Annotated in this window: 18 protein-coding genes; 1 reads left to right on the top strand and 17 read right to left on the bottom strand. The window is 37.3% G+C overall.

Annotated elements, in window-relative coordinates; all coding sequences use genetic code 11:
- The 17 genes from ABJD71_RS17950 to ABJD71_RS17870 all read right to left on the bottom strand — a co-directional run bounded on the left by ABJD71_RS17950 (position 1) and on the right by ABJD71_RS17870 (position 14,972).
- The gene (locus tag ABJD71_RS17950) at positions 1-609 is read right to left on the bottom strand and encodes a metal-dependent hydrolase (RefSeq protein ID WP_348172783.1); all 609 of its coding nucleotides are present in this window, start codon (positions 607-609) and stop codon (positions 1-3) included.
- Between the two features lie 4 nt (positions 610-613).
- The gene (locus ABJD71_RS17945; RefSeq protein ID WP_348172780.1) at positions 614-1,675 is read right to left on the bottom strand and encodes a beta-galactosidase; all 1,062 of its coding nucleotides are present in this window, start codon (positions 1,673-1,675) and stop codon (positions 614-616) included.
- 68 nt (positions 1,676-1,743) lie between these two features.
- On the bottom strand, positions 1,744-2,466 hold the full coding sequence (locus ABJD71_RS17940) for a sugar phosphate nucleotidyltransferase (protein ID WP_348172777.1): 723 nt from the start codon (positions 2,464-2,466) through the stop codon (positions 1,744-1,746).
- A gap of 25 nt (positions 2,467-2,491) precedes the next feature.
- Entirely contained in the window at positions 2,492-3,097 is a 606-nt protein-coding gene (locus ABJD71_RS17935; protein ID WP_348172774.1) for a serine acetyltransferase, read from the bottom strand.
- A complete protein-coding gene (locus tag ABJD71_RS17930) occupies positions 3,087-4,481 on the bottom strand; it encodes a glycosyltransferase family 4 protein (RefSeq protein WP_348172772.1) in 1,395 nt (464 codons plus the stop codon). The genes ABJD71_RS17935 and ABJD71_RS17930 overlap by 11 nt, the downstream gene beginning before the upstream one ends.
- Positions 4,474-5,136 (bottom strand): hypothetical protein, encoded by a 663-nt coding sequence (locus tag ABJD71_RS17925; RefSeq protein ID WP_348172769.1) that lies wholly within the window; start codon positions 5,134-5,136, stop codon positions 4,474-4,476. Before ABJD71_RS17925 ends, ABJD71_RS17930 begins: the two co-directional genes overlap by 8 nt.
- Before the next feature lie 2 nt (positions 5,137-5,138).
- Entirely contained in the window at positions 5,139-5,987 is an 849-nt protein-coding gene (locus tag ABJD71_RS17920; RefSeq protein ID WP_348172767.1) for a sulfotransferase domain-containing protein, read from the bottom strand.
- The gene (locus tag ABJD71_RS17915; protein WP_348172765.1) at positions 5,988-6,536 is read right to left on the bottom strand and encodes a hypothetical protein; all 549 of its coding nucleotides are present in this window, start codon (positions 6,534-6,536) and stop codon (positions 5,988-5,990) included.
- A gap of 49 nt (positions 6,537-6,585) precedes the next feature.
- Positions 6,586-7,167, bottom strand: coding sequence for a serine acetyltransferase (locus ABJD71_RS17910; RefSeq protein WP_348172763.1), 582 nt, complete (start codon positions 7,165-7,167; stop codon positions 6,586-6,588).
- Positions 7,160-7,408, bottom strand: coding sequence for a hypothetical protein (locus tag ABJD71_RS17905; protein WP_348172760.1), 249 nt, complete (start codon positions 7,406-7,408; stop codon positions 7,160-7,162). Before ABJD71_RS17905 ends, ABJD71_RS17910 begins: the two co-directional genes overlap by 8 nt.
- 11 nt (positions 7,409-7,419) lie before the next feature.
- Positions 7,420-8,007, bottom strand: coding sequence for a chorismate pyruvate-lyase family protein (locus ABJD71_RS17900; protein ID WP_348172757.1), 588 nt, complete (start codon positions 8,005-8,007; stop codon positions 7,420-7,422).
- Between the two features lie 42 nt (positions 8,008-8,049).
- Positions 8,050-9,480, bottom strand: coding sequence for a class I adenylate-forming enzyme family protein (locus ABJD71_RS17895; protein ID WP_348172754.1), 1,431 nt, complete (start codon positions 9,478-9,480; stop codon positions 8,050-8,052).
- Positions 9,481-9,500: 20 nt separating this feature from the next.
- On the bottom strand, positions 9,501-10,280 hold the full coding sequence (locus ABJD71_RS17890; protein WP_348172751.1) for a glycosyltransferase family 2 protein: 780 nt from the start codon (positions 10,278-10,280) through the stop codon (positions 9,501-9,503).
- A 19-nt stretch (positions 10,281-10,299) separates the two neighbouring features.
- The gene (locus tag ABJD71_RS17885; protein WP_348172748.1) at positions 10,300-11,364 is read right to left on the bottom strand and encodes a GHMP kinase; all 1,065 of its coding nucleotides are present in this window, start codon (positions 11,362-11,364) and stop codon (positions 10,300-10,302) included.
- A gap of 980 nt (positions 11,365-12,344) precedes the next feature.
- A complete protein-coding gene (gene gmhB / locus ABJD71_RS17880; protein ID WP_348172745.1) occupies positions 12,345-12,911 on the bottom strand; it encodes a D-glycero-beta-D-manno-heptose 1,7-bisphosphate 7-phosphatase in 567 nt (188 codons plus the stop codon).
- A 65-nt stretch (positions 12,912-12,976) separates the two neighbouring features.
- Positions 12,977-14,173, bottom strand: coding sequence for a hypothetical protein (locus tag ABJD71_RS17875; RefSeq protein ID WP_348172742.1), 1,197 nt, complete (start codon positions 14,171-14,173; stop codon positions 12,977-12,979).
- Positions 14,174-14,396: 223 nt separating this feature from the next.
- Positions 14,397-14,972: a D-sedoheptulose 7-phosphate isomerase gene (locus tag ABJD71_RS17870; protein ID WP_348172739.1), complete on the bottom strand. Its 576-nt coding sequence runs from the start codon at positions 14,970-14,972 to the stop codon at positions 14,397-14,399.
- Positions 14,973-15,359: 387 nt separating this feature from the next.
- On the opposite strand from ABJD71_RS17870, the gene ABJD71_RS17865 reads away from it, so the two are divergent.
- Complete coding sequence (locus ABJD71_RS17865) at positions 15,360-16,007, top strand: hypothetical protein (protein WP_348172736.1); 648 nt, start codon at positions 15,360-15,362, stop codon at positions 16,005-16,007.
- Positions 16,008-16,163: the final 156 nt, after the last annotated feature.

Genomic DNA, 16,163 nt, shown 5'->3' with positions numbered 1-16,163 from the left:
TTACTTCAAATATTTTTTGAGCAAATCTCGCCACATTGTTATTATTTCTTCTCTTAAGCTTGCGGAACATGCGATTAATACCCCGGCAACACCACCAAAAATAAGAAACTCCCGTACCATCACCCATAGATTATGAAGCGACAAAAATTCTTCTAGAGAGCCATGATGAGGCCCTAAAAATAATGTAAATGGAGCGTGGATCCGCTCCCAAGAAAAAGGCCAAAGTATCATAGTGCCAAAACTTGGATGAACACCAGGGTTAGGTCCCGTAAACCAATCAACAACGACATGACTGAATATTCCAGCAAATCCGAATATGAATGCGGTTTTACACTTAACCCCATCGGCTCCTATGACTTTGGCACCTAGCCACATTAATAACCCCCACATTACAGAGAAGCTTATCGAATGAGTCATCTGGCCATGTAAAAAGTGATGATGTTTCCCCAACATTGGGCCAACAAGTAAATCTAAATCAGGAACATTAGCTAAAAATGCAATAAAAATAATGCCGCTAACACTTATTTTTCCTATTAAATTAGGGCACACAAGCCTACCAATTAATAAGCAATCTACCCCCGATAATGCATGTCCTAGTGTACTTGCCATTAAATTAATTTCCGCCCTTATATCTAGTGTTAAAATTGACTAATTTAGGCCTTAAGCTGTCATTTCTTAAATCAATATCCCAGACCTCAAAATAATTTACACCAAGGCTCTGGGCTTGTTGCATTGTCTTAATTAAATCGCCTTCAAATAACCTATTTGGCTGTCGAGTTTGATTGCCAATAATTTGCACCGAGCAAAAGCTTTTAACACAAGCATCAGACAAAACCGCATACATAGAGGTATTCCACCTTTGTTTTTTGCCACTCCACCAAGCCGAAAACAAACCAAACCGTGAGCCATATTTATCAAAAGCAAACTGAAAAACATCAGTAGCGGGTTTTAAAGAGCCAAGAATTGGGTGTATTTCTAAATCTAGAAAGTGGTTTGGAAATGCAGTCATATAGGTGTCAACAATTGACTTTAAACTGTTTATATATCGAGCTTCTTGATATCCCACATCTTTCCAAGGCCCATTAGTAGGAGTTTCAGGTCTTCCAGCGATACGCTCTTCTGGTAAATGCATCTCAAAGCCATTTTTAGATGAGTGCGTAATATGTATCAAAGATATAGTACTATTTGCTTGATATTTTTGACCAAGTTTAACTATTAGCTGCTGCCAATATTTTATATAAACAGGGTCCCAAGGTAAAGGTATCACCTCTTGCCTGTTACCTCGTTCTGAATGCCGATTTTTAAACTCATATTTGAAAGCTTTAGCCCCTTTTGCATACAACCATTGAGGAGCTCTTGGCCCATTAAGAATACTTAGGGTAACCTTTTTATTTAATCTTTGTGCTTGGTCTATTAGCGCATCAAGCTTACTAAAGTCATACTCCCCAGAACTAGGCTGAACCTCATTCCACCCTACTCGAATAAGGTTACCAGTGACATGCTCTAAAGATAAAATATCATCGCTTACTGTTGGACCTGAACCTACAAAAATGCCAGAGGGTTTTACTGCCACTTGAACACTATTATCAGTTACTCTATTTTGAGATATTGTATGCTTCGCGGTTCCACTAAAGGAAAGCAACATAGTAATTGTAAAAACAAATAAAAACTTCATTGTTCCCTCCATGCGTAAGCCACTATAAAACTCGGATTTCGTATTGATACAGAGCCAAACTCAATTTATTAAGCTTCCCAAACAGGGGTTAAAGTAAAATATTTATCAGGCTTATCGCACATAGCTTGATAATCATCAGGTATTCCAATATCAATAAAACTTCCTCTTGCTTTGATTGTGTGCAGTCCAGAGTTAAGCAATTGAGGAATAATTTTATGTTCAAATGAAAATGATTCGCCTACAGGAATATTTTTAAAAACATCAGTAGAAAAATAATAGATTCCCGCATTAATCCAACCGTCCTGAGCTAAGCCCTTCTTCTCATGGAAAGCCTTTACTTTACCACTTTCAAAAAGAGAAACTTCACCATAACGACTAATATCAGGCACATTTGCCACAACCATAGTGGAAATGTCTGATGGATCATTAGCAATCATTGTTTCTAAACAAAAATCACAATAGCTGTCTCCATTGAACACTAAATAACTCTCATCAGGGTATTGGTCGTAACAATGTTTAATAGCGCCACCCGTGCCAAGGGGTTTAGACTCAGTCACCAAAATAATTGACAACTTAGGTAGGGCCTTGTTTTGTATCGCTACAAACTCTACAAACTGCTCGGCTTTATAGCCTACAGATAAAATGATTTCTCGCACCCCTTGTGAGTAAAGCGCGTTTAAAACATAAGCTAAGTAAGGGATATCTTGAACTGGGGCAAGGGGCTTAGGCACATCATTTAAAACGGTTCTCAATCTTGTTCCTAAACCTCCAGCTAATATTAATGCTTTCATAAGGGTTCCTGTAATTTCATCTACTTCAGTCGAAACTTAAATAATCACTTGTGACGCCGCGCGATACAACCTGCGCTGGAGCGCCCACTACCGAGCAACAATCAGGAATAGAATCAATCACCAATGAATTAGCAGCGATCACAACGTTATCACCTATTGATACAGGCCCTAAAATTTTAGCGCCAGCCCCTACAAAGACATTATTTCCTATTGTCGGACGGCCTGACATTTTATAATCGAGACCAATGCACACATTTTGATTTACCGTTAAGTTCTTACCCACAGACTCAGGATCTATTTCAATACCGGCAAAATTATGTAAAACCAAACCCGTTCCAATATTTGCTTTTGGGTTAATATATACATCGGTTAATAACCTCAAGACACCTACAGGTATTGCCACCAGAACACTCAAAAAACCTCTAAATATACGCACTTTAATTGCACGACATTGTTGTTGTAATCTAAATGCCATTACAGCAAGAGAGCCCCATTGCAAGGTCATTTTTATATATTTATTAACAAAGTTATTGACCCTAGTGTAGTGTTGACGCTTTCGGCGTAAATCTACTTTTAAGGCCGCAATGCCAAGCTTAGGGCTTATTGACATTGACTCGCTATTATTCGGCATCAATCACTTTCCTGCGCTCAATAAACTTAATCTTTGAGTCATGCTGACGTCTATCACCTTTTCTTTTCTCTATAATGTCCGCAGGAACTTGCTCATTACTTGCGGCGCGCTTATCCCAAAACTTTGGTTGATAACTATCTTTTATGTACTGTTTTAACTCAGCTCTTTTAGTATCGAAATCTCTTGTTCTTAGCATTTCATAAATAATGGCAATACCTTTTGCAAGAACAGTCCACTCGTATAAATTACCTAACGTTTCTCTGGCACTCATTGCAATTTGGTTTGAAACCTCTGGGTGATTAAGTAAAAACTCAATACCCTCACCAAACTGCTCAACATTATGATCATCAACAAGGTAGGCATTTTTCATATGATGCAGCCCCTTTGCAGCACCTGTAAACCCAGCGATTGCAATGCTGCCACACATATAATTAAGAATTTTAACTGGATGACCGGGACAATCGGTACGTGGTAACGTTGCCACATCTGACATCGCTAGGTAATCGGGTAATTTGGATAACTCTAAGCCTTCTACAATTGAGGTAATTTCCTCAATACCTAGTTCAGTAATTTGTTGCCTAATCGAGTCTAAGTCTTTTTGATTAGCAATATTTGCTGCTAATATGAGCTTTAAATTAGTAACTTTATCTTTGATTAAACTCGTGGCTTGTAACAAATAATCGATACGCTGAAACGCATCAAGACTCCCAGTATAAATGACGATTTTATCATCTGCGGTATAGCCATACTTCTCTCTAACGGCCAAAATCTCTTGTGGGGCAAACATTTTCGCGTTTACGCCCGCAGGTAACACCTGAACTTTATCTTCTTTTACCCCAATATCGACCAAGTAGGTCTTTAAAGAATCAGACACTGAAGTGACAAAATCACCTGTAAATGGAATAGTTTTATCGAGGATCCTAGCTAACCGTAAGGCAAACTTCTTAGACCATATAAAATCGTATGTGACTAACTCATCAACCATATTATTGACAGCGTTATATAACATAGGACGTCTAGTGACAATTTTCGCAAACCAACCAATTAAGGCCCCTTCATAATTATGAGCATGTATTACGTCAATCTTATATTTCCAAATTAACCAAATAAGTTTCAATATCATGAGTGGATCGTAAACAAATTTCTCTAATGCTGGTCCTACTGTGACTTTCTTTTTATTCAGAAAAGGAAACCATACTCTATGAATTTTCGGACCGTTAACCGGAATATCTTCCTTAATGGGGTAAGTCAAAATATGAACTTCATGACCAAGGTCTACCAATGCTTCTGACATTTCTCTAATTGAAGCTGGAGAACCATGATTCGCTGGGAAAGGACATGCTGCAACCATTACTACTTTATGTTTCAATGTTGACTCACTCATGATTAGACTTAACTGACTGCTGAATTTCTTCTTTAGTGTTCAGAATGGTTATCGCTGGCATATCTTGCACCTTTTGATAAAAATTACCATAAAGGCTTTCTAAACCACTCACTATGGGTGCTGGTTGAGATGTCCATGAAGACGTTCTAGTTTTAACATCAAAAGGCTTTTCACAATCAAAAAAATCTAATACTTCTTCGATGTTATCTTCAAGCTCTTCATACTTAATTAAGATAGTAGGATGCTTACATAATCCAGGGTTAAGCCAATTACTTAACTGCCTATCTAAACCAAACTGATCAATTCCTGAGTTTAGGTAATCTATTAATTCGACACCTTTTAGACTCCCAGGTTTGACACCACTATTCGCATTCATAGCTTTGCTATGCATGTCCTGATAACCACGTCTAAATACAGATAAAACGCTGTTGTAAGGGTTACCAAAAACATATCCGAGCTTAATTTGATTTTCATTGTGATAAACAGATGGAGAATATGCATGCTCTCTTATAGTTTTATCCGCGATAGAACCGATATGCCGTGCTAAAGCAGTGGACCCTACCCCTCCCATAGAACATAAAGCTACAGAAGGCCCAGGTATTAATAGTCTACGTAATGTTGGTGTTCGATTTAAAACTGATTTAATTCCACTCATATTTAGCGAGTCCATATTTGGTGTTCCCTACCTAACATTTCTACTAATTTATTTTGTTCTTCTGCAAAAAATTGATTTAACTTTTGACGACTGTCATTGTCCATGTCAGGCAAAGGAGCTGATTTAGCATTCAAATGTCGAATAAATTGCGCCACACCTGAACGTTTCAATCTTTCAGCAAAACCAGTTAAGCCTCTGCGAGCCATAAACCGGTAGCTTCTTACCAAGATGCTTTCTAATTTCAAAAATCGATAATTCATCCCCTGATTACGTTTATTTTCAACGCCTTCAGGTAAAAATCCACTATCTTCAACACCGATAAACTCAAAAATTTCTCGGTAACACCCTGCAAGATCATGTTGCATTTCTTCTAATACTAAAACTAAGATATTTTCCTTTGGAAACAGTTGATAGAAAGGAGCTAAATAATTTGTGTAATAACCAAATTTTAATTTATCAGTATCCTTAATAAACTCAGAAAATGGATAATCTTTTGAAACATCGCCTTTGCGAATAAAATGCTGAAAATCAGAATATGTTCTTTCGACTGGGTCACGCACCATAGCGATAATTTTGGCATTGGGAAACCGATCATAAATTCTCTGAGCTGCATCAGGATGATACATATAGCTTATTGAAAACTCGCCTTTAAGTTTACCTTCAGCGCCAGAAAATAATGAGCGATACCAATCAAAATCTTGAGACTCATACAGGTCGCCAAAATAATGTATTTCTTTTGGGTTCCCAGAAAAGACTTCTGGGTGTTGGACTATATTTTCATAAACCCAAGTAGAACCGCATTTACCAGAACCAATGCCAATAAAATCTACACAAAATTCTTCCTCAGACATCTAACTTCCCTCTTCAATTGGTTTTCTTTTTATACGAGCGGGATTACCTACGGCCATTGTATCTTCGGGAATGTCAGTTAGTACTAAACTATTGCCTCTAACAATTACATTGTCACCAATTTTGACTTCACCTAAAATTTTGGCGCCAGGCTCTATAAAAACGTCGTTGCCAATAATGGGTAGATTTTTACTTCCTCTGACATTTCCAACGGTAATACCTGAACTAGCGACAAAATTAGGACCGATTGACTCGGCCAAAATAAAAATACCGCCTCCACCACTAACAACAAATCCAGCTCCAATTCTACAGTGAGCTTGAATACTAATACCTGTAAGCCCTTGAGTTATAAAAAAAATGGGATAATAAATCACTTTTAAAATCAAACCCAAAGGTGCGAATTTAACATCACCGGCGTAACGTCCGAATCGGTACACTATGGTTGCTAACCAACTACGGGTAAACCAAGTGGCAACATATCCTATAAAGGTTGTAGATCTCCCTTCAAACTCTATGCGTTTTTTTAAATCTGCTTTTAAGTTACTAAACATATTAATATTTCAACTTAGGTTATTTATTAGTATTAGGATTGCCTGAGCTTTAATAGTTATCGTCTTTACCTGCAATTTTTTCTGACATCCAGTTTGTTTCTTTTGATATAACTCGTGCAGGATTACCCATTACGGTACAGTTGTCTGGAATATCATTTATGACCACAGAATTAGCACCAATAACAACGTTGTTACCAATAGTGACACTACCGAGGACTTTAGCTCCTGCGGCAATCAAAACATTATTCCCTATTTTGGGAGGGTGAGGTTGCCCTCTAAGGTGACCAATTGTTACGCCTTGAAAAACGATAACATTTTCGCCCATTTCTCCTTCACTGATGAAAATTCCTGAAAAATTATGAATAGTAAAACCTTTACCAATTTTAGCTTTCGATGGGATATAAATACCAAAGCCCAGCACGACAACCATCTTCCCTAAAATATAGGGAATACGGAGTAAAAATCGAATAGGAGAAAACTTAAATGTTCTTGTCCAATTACCATAGCGAAATACCACAGTGGCTATCGTTCCAGGCTCTAAAAAGATTCTAATATTTTTAACAAACCAGCTTTTTTGACTTAAAAACCAATCTTGTTTAAATTTAAGGTCACCCGCTATTAAATCAAACACGTTCGTCCACCAGTTTTTCAATATACGAAGCTAGCGATCCAAATGTGTCAAACACTTCCGGCTCTAATGATGCTGAGTCGATCTCTATGTCATATACCCACTCTAATTCTACAATTAGGGATATTCTATTTATTGAATCTAAATGTAATGGGTCGTCATTACCGAATTCACTAAAATCTTTCTTTACGACCTTAGTTAAACACTCTTTCAAAGACGATATAATGTCAGATTTATTACTCATATGGAGACCTGCTACTTAGCTTTATTTTGAAATAAACGGATGGGAAAACGTTCAGTTATTTGCATTGCCGGCTTACCGCCAATGTGGATGATATATGTTCGATAGATGGTTTCGACGTATTCAGGTTCGCCATCTAATCTATTATAAGCTTGGAAAACCTCTCTCCCAAAATCGACAATTTCTCGATAGGTTTCTAGGCCAATTTCTCTCAACAATTCACCAATGCCGATTTTGCCTTCTATCATTTGAGCTTTAATATTTTCATCTAACAACTCGGTACGTAGGTAGGAGGTTGCATAAGCGTAAATATCATTAGTCGACACACCTCGCAATATGACCTCCCTTTTCAAAGTAAGATCATCAACTTTCGCTTGAATAAAAGGCAAGTCCATTGTGAGAATGAACTCTTCTTGCCAACGCTTCTCAACTTTAATATTTTCCCAGAAGAAAGCTTCTAGGCTTTTTGTAACCGTACCATCGGTAACTAGCAATGTTCTCAAAAAAGGCGGAAGAGCCTCCATGTCCATTGCATCTTCATTGATATTGCGAACAATACCGCCTTCAATAAAACCCCGACTTCTAAAATGCTCTTTTAACATAAATACCTTCCTATTTGAGCTGGTTTGCTAACCGTCCTACCTTTACAAATACTTTCGAAGTATTTTTCCTAAAGGACTTTTTGGAATTTCTCTTCTAAACTCTATATTTTTTGGCCATTTATATTCAGCCAAGTATTGCTTTGAATACTCTATAATTTGTGTTTCAGTTACATCAGACTCTGGGACTACAACAGCCTTAACTAACTCTCCATAATCTCCATCAAGTTTACCAAGTACAACTACCTCTTTAATTTGTGGCATTCGAAGCAACACAGTCTCTACTTCTTCAGGATCAACTTTTAAACCCGCAACATTGATCATGGCCTTTTTTCTTCCAGTTATGAATAAAAAGCCATGTTCATCTAAATAGCCTAGGTCCCCAGTGAAATAACATCCATCTTTAAAAGTTCTCGAAGACTGCTCTGGTTTCCCTTCATAGAAAGTCGCTGCAGAAGGGCTAGAAACCACGATTTCTCCGGGTTGATTAACAGGTAGTTTTTCTCCATCGTCGCCAATGACCTCGACCTCAGTATTCACCATAGGTTTACCTACAGAGTTCAACTCCCCTCCTCCTACATTAATGGCAATAGCACCTGTTTCAGTAGAACCATATAGTTGATAAGGTGTTTTTGAAAATGTTTTCTGAAAGTCCTTAATAACGTCTAATTCTAGCTGAGCTCCTGCTGAATAGATTAAGCGCAAATTAGTAAGATCAGGCTCTTCTCTCATCCTAATCCTAGACAACATCTTAAGCATAAAGGTAGCAGATGGATAAATACTTACTTTGTGATTAGCAAGCGTTTTAACAACGTTTCTGGGGTTAAACTCTCCAATAGTAATAACTAATTTAGCGCCATTTAAAAGAGCAGCAATTAAGCAGTTTCCGAAACCGTGGGAATGATGTAAGGGGACGGAACATAAAAAAACATCAGATGAAGTGATTTCAATTGTATCTCGTGCAATACCCCATTCTGAGACTAGATTCTGATAACTGCGTATAATTTGCTTTGAGCCACCAGTTGAGCCCGAGGAAAACATAATTAGAGCTTTGTTGACAAACACACTTCGATTGTCCACATGAACACTAGAAGACAAATCTCCCTCTAACGAAATGCATTTTAACTCATCTTTTAACTTTGAGATTCTATTTACTTGTTCATCATTACCTAGCAAAAATTTAGCACTAGCTTGCTTTAAGTAGCTTTCTATCTCTTCGTCGGTATAGTTAACATTAAGAGGCAGTAAAACCGCCCCTAATTTAAACGTTGCAAAACTTGCAACCACAAACTCAATACTATTAGGGAATGAAATAGAAACCACAACACCCTGACAGACACCATTTTGCACCATAAAATTTGAGAGCGTATCTATGCGATCTAATAACTCTTTGTAGGTAACTTGCTCTTCGCCAGCGCAAACAGCTATAGCCGCAGGGTATCGCTCCACTTGATTCAAAAACTGCTGATAAAGCATTATAAATTCACCGTCAATAACTACGAAATTTTGGCGTACAACTTAAAGAGTTCTGCGAACGCTTTGATTATTACAAGAGGATTAGCCCCTGTTTGCTCCCCTAATTCACGGGAATAATGGCTTACGGGAACGTTCTTCATTGTAAACCCGCGCTTCGTGGCAAGGGCTAAGAGTTCTGTATTAACCATCGCACCACCAGATTCTAACGTAATCTCATTAAACACACTGCGACGAAATAATTTAAACGCACAATCGATATCTTTAACATTTATTTTAAACAACATTCTGACAAGGGAGCCCCAAGCCCAAGCATTCGCTTTACGATGAAAAGGGTCAGCTCTTTTCTCTCGATATCCTAACACCATATCGTAACTATCAATATAAAGTAGAAGCTTAGATATTTCTTCAAGGTCAAACTGTCCGTCAGAGTCAGAGAAAAAGATATAATCATGGGTTGCAGCCTTGAAGCCACTTCTCAGTGCGGTTCCATACCCTTGATTCACCTCATGATGAACAGGTTTAACACGCTCATCTTTTGCAGCCATTTCATCAATAATATTTCCAGTATTATCTGCACCACCATCATTCACAGGAATAACAGTAATTTTATCAAAATATTTTTCGAAGGCGGTTATCGCATTATTAATACTATCTGCAATGTTTTCCTGCTCGTTATATGCCGGAAAAATAATAGACACACTCGTTAGTTTTTTAGGCAGTGTTAAAACTTCTGCAGTATTATTAATATCAGCTTCAATCGACTTATAACTGAGGCTAGCTGAAGAGGAGTTAGTGCTCATTTCTTATCCCTAAATTTTATTATTGCGCTAAAAATCCTGAACTAAAGTGACGCTTGAATTTTTGCTCTGTTCTTACATTTCGCCAACTTTCGACACCATCAAGTTCAAACTTAAAGCTCTCGACCCTAGCACCCATTTTTTCTAAAGCACTTACAACGTCTCGCTTCTTATTGCTTTCACAGTAGAACATCATGAAACCACCGCCTCCAGCACCACTGACTTTCCCACCAATAGCTCCAGCTTTTTTGGCTACATCGTACATCTCATCAAGCTCATCATTTGTTATCGAAGAAGCCATCATTTTTTTCTGCTGCCAAGCTTCATGTAACAGCTCACCAAATTCATTAGTTTTACCCATAAGTAATACGCGTTTCATATCTTGTGCATGTTGCTTAATCTGCTTCATTGCTTCGATATTATCGGCTTTGTTTGCTTCAACATTTTTAATTTGGTCTTCGATAATATTTGAGGAAAGGCGGGATTTCTGGGTGTAGACTAATATCATGTTATACTCGAGCTCTCTGACCACCCAAGGATCAATTTTCAGGCGATTTACAAGTACGCTATCACCATCAAATTCCATAAAATTAAATCCACCGAAGGCACTGGCATATTGATCTTGCATTCCCCCGAGTTGTTTTAACTCTAAACGCTCTATGTCATGGGCTAAACGCCCTATATCGTATGGGCTCATAACTTGATTTTCCATCTCTTTAAATGCAGCAATGATAGATACCATCATGGCAGAAGAAGAGCCTAAACCAGACCCTGGAGGCGCATCATTGTGGGTAATAACTTTGAGCCCCGAGGCGTTAGACATTAAATGTTGATAAACTGAGCGAACAAAACATGCATCTGAATCAATTGTTGCCAAGGATTTGCTGCAAAACTCTGTCGTCTTTTCGAAATCATAAGATGTGACAGATACATTTGAGCTTTCAGTTTTAACTATGCTGGTATATGCATATTTATTTATTGTCACATTAAGTACAAAACCGCCATATAAAGATGCAAACGGGTTAACATCAGTACCTCCACCGGCAAAACTTATACGTAATGGCGCTCTTGAACGGAAAACTTCCATGGGTTTTGACCCTCCATTTCTTTACTCTAATCGAACACATTGACTTTAATTGAGCCAATAACATTGGCAAAAAAATCAAATGAGATAAATTTTTAAAGATACAACATTATAACCTTGAACCACTTTAGTGCACAAACATAAAACAATAAAAGTCGAGACTAATGCCAAACCACAAACCTTATCTATCCACAAAAGGAATAAGCATATTAAACAACAACTTAAATTCAAACCATTCAAAAAACTGTACTTTCAATTAACAATTGATTGAATTGATGCTTAAACTTAATGCACTTTAGATAGGCAGCCAATGTGTCATTTTTGTGCAAAAAATCAATATTCTAAGTAATTCCCAATCATATAAAGGGCTTAACTCTCAAGCAACCTAGTCAACAAATCCCTAACTATATCAACTGCTTAAATCAGGTGTCTCACTAAAACAAATTACATATTTCAAATTCATATATGAAAGAGAATGCATGAAGTGGACCACAAATAATCATTCGACAATTCAATTACTTGAGTAAAAAATCCACCAGCTCAATTAGAGTTGTAAAAAATACTGACAGAGATAACACGCATATATGCTCAAAACATCTATAAATGTTGTTGCTTCGAGGGGGTATTAAAAAGTATTAGATTAACTAAGTTAACTCACTTATTACTTGCTCCAACCAGTTACCAGCTGTTTGGTTAGCAAAATCTTACGAGGTATGCAATTAATAGTACTAGAGTTGATTTGAAAGGAAATTAAAGTGAGTAATACCTGCCTCTAAAATGATAACTAACGACATAAGTTGTAAGAATGAACTTTATAGCGCCGCTTATTTAGCGCAAATGTACACGACGTTAATGGTTCTCAGGGAAGAATGGTAGTGTCCTAAAATATTTATATTCAAGTACGATATTGAATAGTCTGTCATGTTTGTTTAACAATGGAGATATCAGTTATCTTTTCTTTTTAATATCGAAGTGATCATTGTTTAATCAAAAAATAAAGTTACTGCTTCATGCAAACTTTGACAACGGATGAAGAAGTCAGACTTTTTAACTTCAAGTTCGGCCTCAGTAACGTAAAACAAAGCCTCCACTCCAGCATTAGCGCCAGCGAACATATCAGAATATTTATCACCCACTAAAACGGATTGTTCTAAACAAATATTCAAGTTTTTTGCGGCAGTTAATAGCATTCCAGGATTAGGCTTACGGTGAAAGCATTCTTGTTTATAGCGGCCAATTCCTGACTCGGCATGATGAGGACAAAACCGAACCTCTGATATTGCTACACCTTGCTGTTCAAATTGCTCTACCATCCATGATGTTAGCTCGTTAAATTGCTGCTCAGTATAATAACCGCGACCAATGCCAGCTTGATTAGTAACTACGACAATTTTAAACCCGGCCTGAGATATAATTTTACAAGCTTCAAAAACTCCGGGAATAAACTCAAAATCTTCAATTTTATAGACATATCCATGGTCTATATTTATGACACCATCTCTATCCAAAAAGAAGGCCTTCGAACCAGATTGATCTAAACTGTTATCCATATGAGCTATCCATCCATTAATATTTGTGCTGCACTTTACTACAATTTAGACATTACAATTCTAACTCATTGCTGTGGATATATTTCAGTAATAATTTCAACTAAGGAGGGGTTAGTTAAATCGTTACTCCACAGCTCAAATGTATTAAATCCTTCTTCTAAAAAGAACTCCATTTCATACCTTAATGCCTCCTCTGAGGTCCAACCAAGAACGTCATTGAATCTTTCAGGAGAACTAGTAAAACTTCCAATTGTTTGACATACAGCAAACGTTAATTTGGTAGCCTGTTGAGCTATATGAAAAACTTTATACTCGGCTTCTTTAGGATCCGTTGCCATTCTTGATGCACACCACCATATAGCGACACCACAACGTGAACCTAAAACATCATAACAATAATCGAAGGCATTATCTGCCAAATATGATTCATTAAAAACAGAATGTACTTCCATTATAACCGGAGTAGTTTCAAATGCTTCAGCATACATATCCATAACATCGTTATATGCTTGAGATAACTTATCGGCAGTATACCCAGCTTCTCTGTATTCATCTTCATTTACACGCCAATGCATTTCAACTCCATTAGTCATGGCCGCATACGTAAAATAAACTGAAGACAAACTAGGATGATTGTCAAACTGCTCGCCTAACTTAAAAATTAACTCACTTTTAAAATCTTGATAACTTGTATCCCATGGTAAACATGTTTCAAAAGTGTCGGTGGCCTGAAAAACATAGGAAAATGTCTCGCATTGTTCCAATACAAACTCTGGCATTTCTTTACTATCAACCACAGCTAAATTAATTCCGGTATCGTAAATGGCTGCCTGTGTCAGCTCTTTCTCAATCGAACTAAAATCAAAGACACCTTCAGAAGGGTTAATAACTTTCCAGCTAACTCTAACCAATGTTCCCGACACATAGTCTTGACCGTCGATATCTTCTCTAACCAGGCTGGCACGTGCATTACTTGCTTTAATCACTCCCGCACTATGGAAGATACCTTGTGGTGCTGACTTAGCAGTTGAGTTCGGCTCTGGCTCTGGTTCTGGTTCTGGTTCTGGTTCTGGCTCTGGTTCTGGTTCTGGTTCTGGTTCTGGTTCTGGGGCAACAATGATAGGTTCAGGAGTATCTACAACTTTTGGATTTTCAGGCTCACTGCCGCCGCACCCAATTAAAAAAAAGCTAACCAATAGGAGCTTACAGCTTGTTACAACCAGTGTTTTAGCAGGCTTTGAGGGTAATGTAATTTGAAACATATATATCACCTATTCGTTAGGTAAATAACAATATGCACTCTAATTTGGCATAAAATTAAAAATACCAAAGCGAATATTGGTTATTAGCATAGTTAAACTTAAAACCACTCTAATAAACTTACCTCTAGCCTTCGGTATTCATGAATATAATGAGGTATAGAGGTAAGTGATTTTCATGTGCTAATTCGTTAAATACTCTTAATACAGAAATTTTAGAAAGCACCTATCTAGCAAAATACTGCTTTTCAACTAGCCCACAAAGAATGTGACCCAGTAATATATGACACTCTTGAATTCTAGCTGTATCATTTGAAGGTATACAAAGTGCATTACACATTGACTTCATTTTACCACCATTAGCGCCAGTAAACGCGTAAGTTGGAACTGACTTTTCTATTGCTACGTCAATAGCCGCTATGACATTTTTACTGTTGCCACTAGTAGATATGGCAACAAATACATCATCAGAAGTAGCAATGCTTTGTAACTCTCTGGAGAAAACAAATTCGTATCCATAATCGTTTCCAATGGCACTTATCGCAGAGCTGTTTGTGCCTAAAGCAAGTGACGGCAAAGGCGCTCTGTCAAACATAAATCTAGAAGTAAATTCTGCTGATAAGTGCTGGGCATCTGCAAAACTGCCACCATTGCCACAGAAAATAATTTTTCCTCCAGCTGATAAAGAGGTTAAGCACGCCTCAACTAAACTCACCAATTCAAGTTGTAATTGCTCATCTTTTAACACAATTTCTTTTGTCTCTATCGACGCCTTAATTTGTTCCTGTATAGCTTTTAGCACTATTTATTCTCCTTTTTATGTACTCGCAAAATTAGTTTCTGTCACAACTAAAACTTTAATTAAATAACAAGCAAACTGTACGCCAAAATACTAACTGATTAAACTAAAAATACATTTGCAATCCTTAAAAAGTTTTACGAGAGCTGATACAAATATAGCTTTACAACGAAATAACCTGAATATTAAATATTGTCAGGTAAATTTACACTCATTAAATAACAGCATCAAAAAAGACACTAAAAAAAATATAACACCTTGTTATATAAACAAATTAAAATATAGGCACAAATAATGCTTAATCAAGCATATGTAATAGTTGTGTCCCATTCAATAGAAGACACGCTTGAGAATTTTAAGAATGTTCGTCAAAGACTAAGGAAGTTATGTATGAAAAAACTGTTAATTTTAGGGTTCTTAACAATATTTTCTACCAGCAAAGCTCAAGCTGGTTTAATCAGTATGGTTACTGGCGCAGACATGGCAGGATTGTCAGTAACAGTAACGTTTGGCAATGGCGATACCCAATCTGACGTATGGGAATCTACTGGCCCTGAATCTGGCGGTGTGGGTAATAGGGTCTGGTCACTGACTCAAGAAGGCGACACTATTGGCCCAATTGCTTCAAGTACATTCTCAGGTGCTTGGACTTTAACAACCATTAGAAGTATTGAATCAATATTAATTGAAGGGGTGAATATAGGTTTGGTATTTGACACGGTTTTCGGGGATGGGTCAGGGACAAGTTCTGGCCATGCATTTACATATGACACTGCCCTTGCAACTGTTACTACTACGTATACAGAGCATTACCAAGATGAACTATTTTACTCAATGCTATTAACGGGTTCTAATCCTAATTACCTTGGGCGTGGTTCTAGCATGTTACTTGGTAGCGGTAGTTTCGATTTTATGATTGATGTAGATATTATTGAACCAGAACTAGCAACAACTGAAGTAACAGCCCCTACTACGATTTCTATATTAGCTCTAACAATACTGGGTTTGATAGCTACTTCACGCAACAAAACCAGATAAGTTAACATCCCTCAGATTCAACAGAACATTGATAGAGCGCTTATATTAAGCGCTCTTGATATAAGGTGATGGTAGAATTATCTCAAACTACCTTCTGCTTACGCATTGATTTCGCACAATATATGTGCCAATTAGAGCCTCAACCAAATCGATCAG

The organism is Paraglaciecola sp. (genome assembly GCF_039943935.1).
Classification (GTDB): domain Bacteria; phylum Pseudomonadota; class Gammaproteobacteria; order Enterobacterales; family Alteromonadaceae; genus Paraglaciecola.
This window is presented reverse-complemented; position numbering and strand designations above follow the sequence as displayed.

What these genes read in the sequence shown, in the direction of transcription:
- ABJD71_RS17925 (WP_348172769.1), bottom strand. Translation starts at nt 5,136, where the DNA reads ATGAGTGGAATTAAATCAGTTTTAAATCGAACACCAACATTACGTAGA.
- ABJD71_RS17915 (WP_348172765.1), bottom strand. Translation starts at nt 6,536, where the DNA reads ATGTTTAGTAACTTAAAAGCAGATTTAAAAAAACGCATAGAGTTTGAA.
- ABJD71_RS17905 (WP_348172760.1), bottom strand. Translation starts at nt 7,408, where the DNA reads ATGAGTAATAAATCTGACATTATATCGTCTTTGAAAGAGTGTTTAACT.
- ABJD71_RS17875 (WP_348172742.1), bottom strand. Translation starts at nt 14,173, where the DNA reads ATGTTTCAAATTACATTACCCTCAAAGCCTGCTAAAACACTGGTTGTA.
- ABJD71_RS17930 (WP_348172772.1), bottom strand. Translation starts at nt 4,481, where the DNA reads ATGAGTGAGTCAACATTGAAACATAAAGTAGTAATGGTTGCAGCATGT.
- ABJD71_RS17900 (WP_348172757.1), bottom strand. Translation starts at nt 8,007, where the DNA reads ATGTTAAAAGAGCATTTTAGAAGTCGGGGTTTTATTGAAGGCGGTATT.
- ABJD71_RS17920 (WP_348172767.1), bottom strand. Translation starts at nt 5,987, where the DNA reads ATGTCTGAGGAAGAATTTTGTGTAGATTTTATTGGCATTGGTTCTGGT.
- ABJD71_RS17885 (WP_348172748.1), bottom strand. Translation starts at nt 11,364, where the DNA reads ATGGAAGTTTTCCGTTCAAGAGCGCCATTACGTATAAGTTTTGCCGGT.
- gmhB (WP_348172745.1), bottom strand. Translation starts at nt 12,911, where the DNA reads ATGGATAACAGTTTAGATCAATCTGGTTCGAAGGCCTTCTTTTTGGAT.
- ABJD71_RS17950 (WP_348172783.1), bottom strand. Translation starts at nt 609, where the DNA reads ATGGCAAGTACACTAGGACATGCATTATCGGGGGTAGATTGCTTATTA.
- ABJD71_RS17890 (WP_348172751.1), bottom strand. Translation starts at nt 10,280, where the DNA reads ATGAGCACTAACTCCTCTTCAGCTAGCCTCAGTTATAAGTCGATTGAA.
- ABJD71_RS17935 (WP_348172774.1), bottom strand. Translation starts at nt 3,097, where the DNA reads ATGCCGAATAATAGCGAGTCAATGTCAATAAGCCCTAAGCTTGGCATT.
- ABJD71_RS17945 (WP_348172780.1), bottom strand. Translation starts at nt 1,675, where the DNA reads ATGAAGTTTTTATTTGTTTTTACAATTACTATGTTGCTTTCCTTTAGT.
- ABJD71_RS17865 (WP_348172736.1), top strand. Translation starts at nt 15,360, where the DNA reads ATGAAAAAACTGTTAATTTTAGGGTTCTTAACAATATTTTCTACCAGC.
- ABJD71_RS17895 (WP_348172754.1), bottom strand. Translation starts at nt 9,480, where the DNA reads ATGCTTTATCAGCAGTTTTTGAATCAAGTGGAGCGATACCCTGCGGCT.
- ABJD71_RS17940 (WP_348172777.1), bottom strand. Translation starts at nt 2,466, where the DNA reads ATGAAAGCATTAATATTAGCTGGAGGTTTAGGAACAAGATTGAGAACC.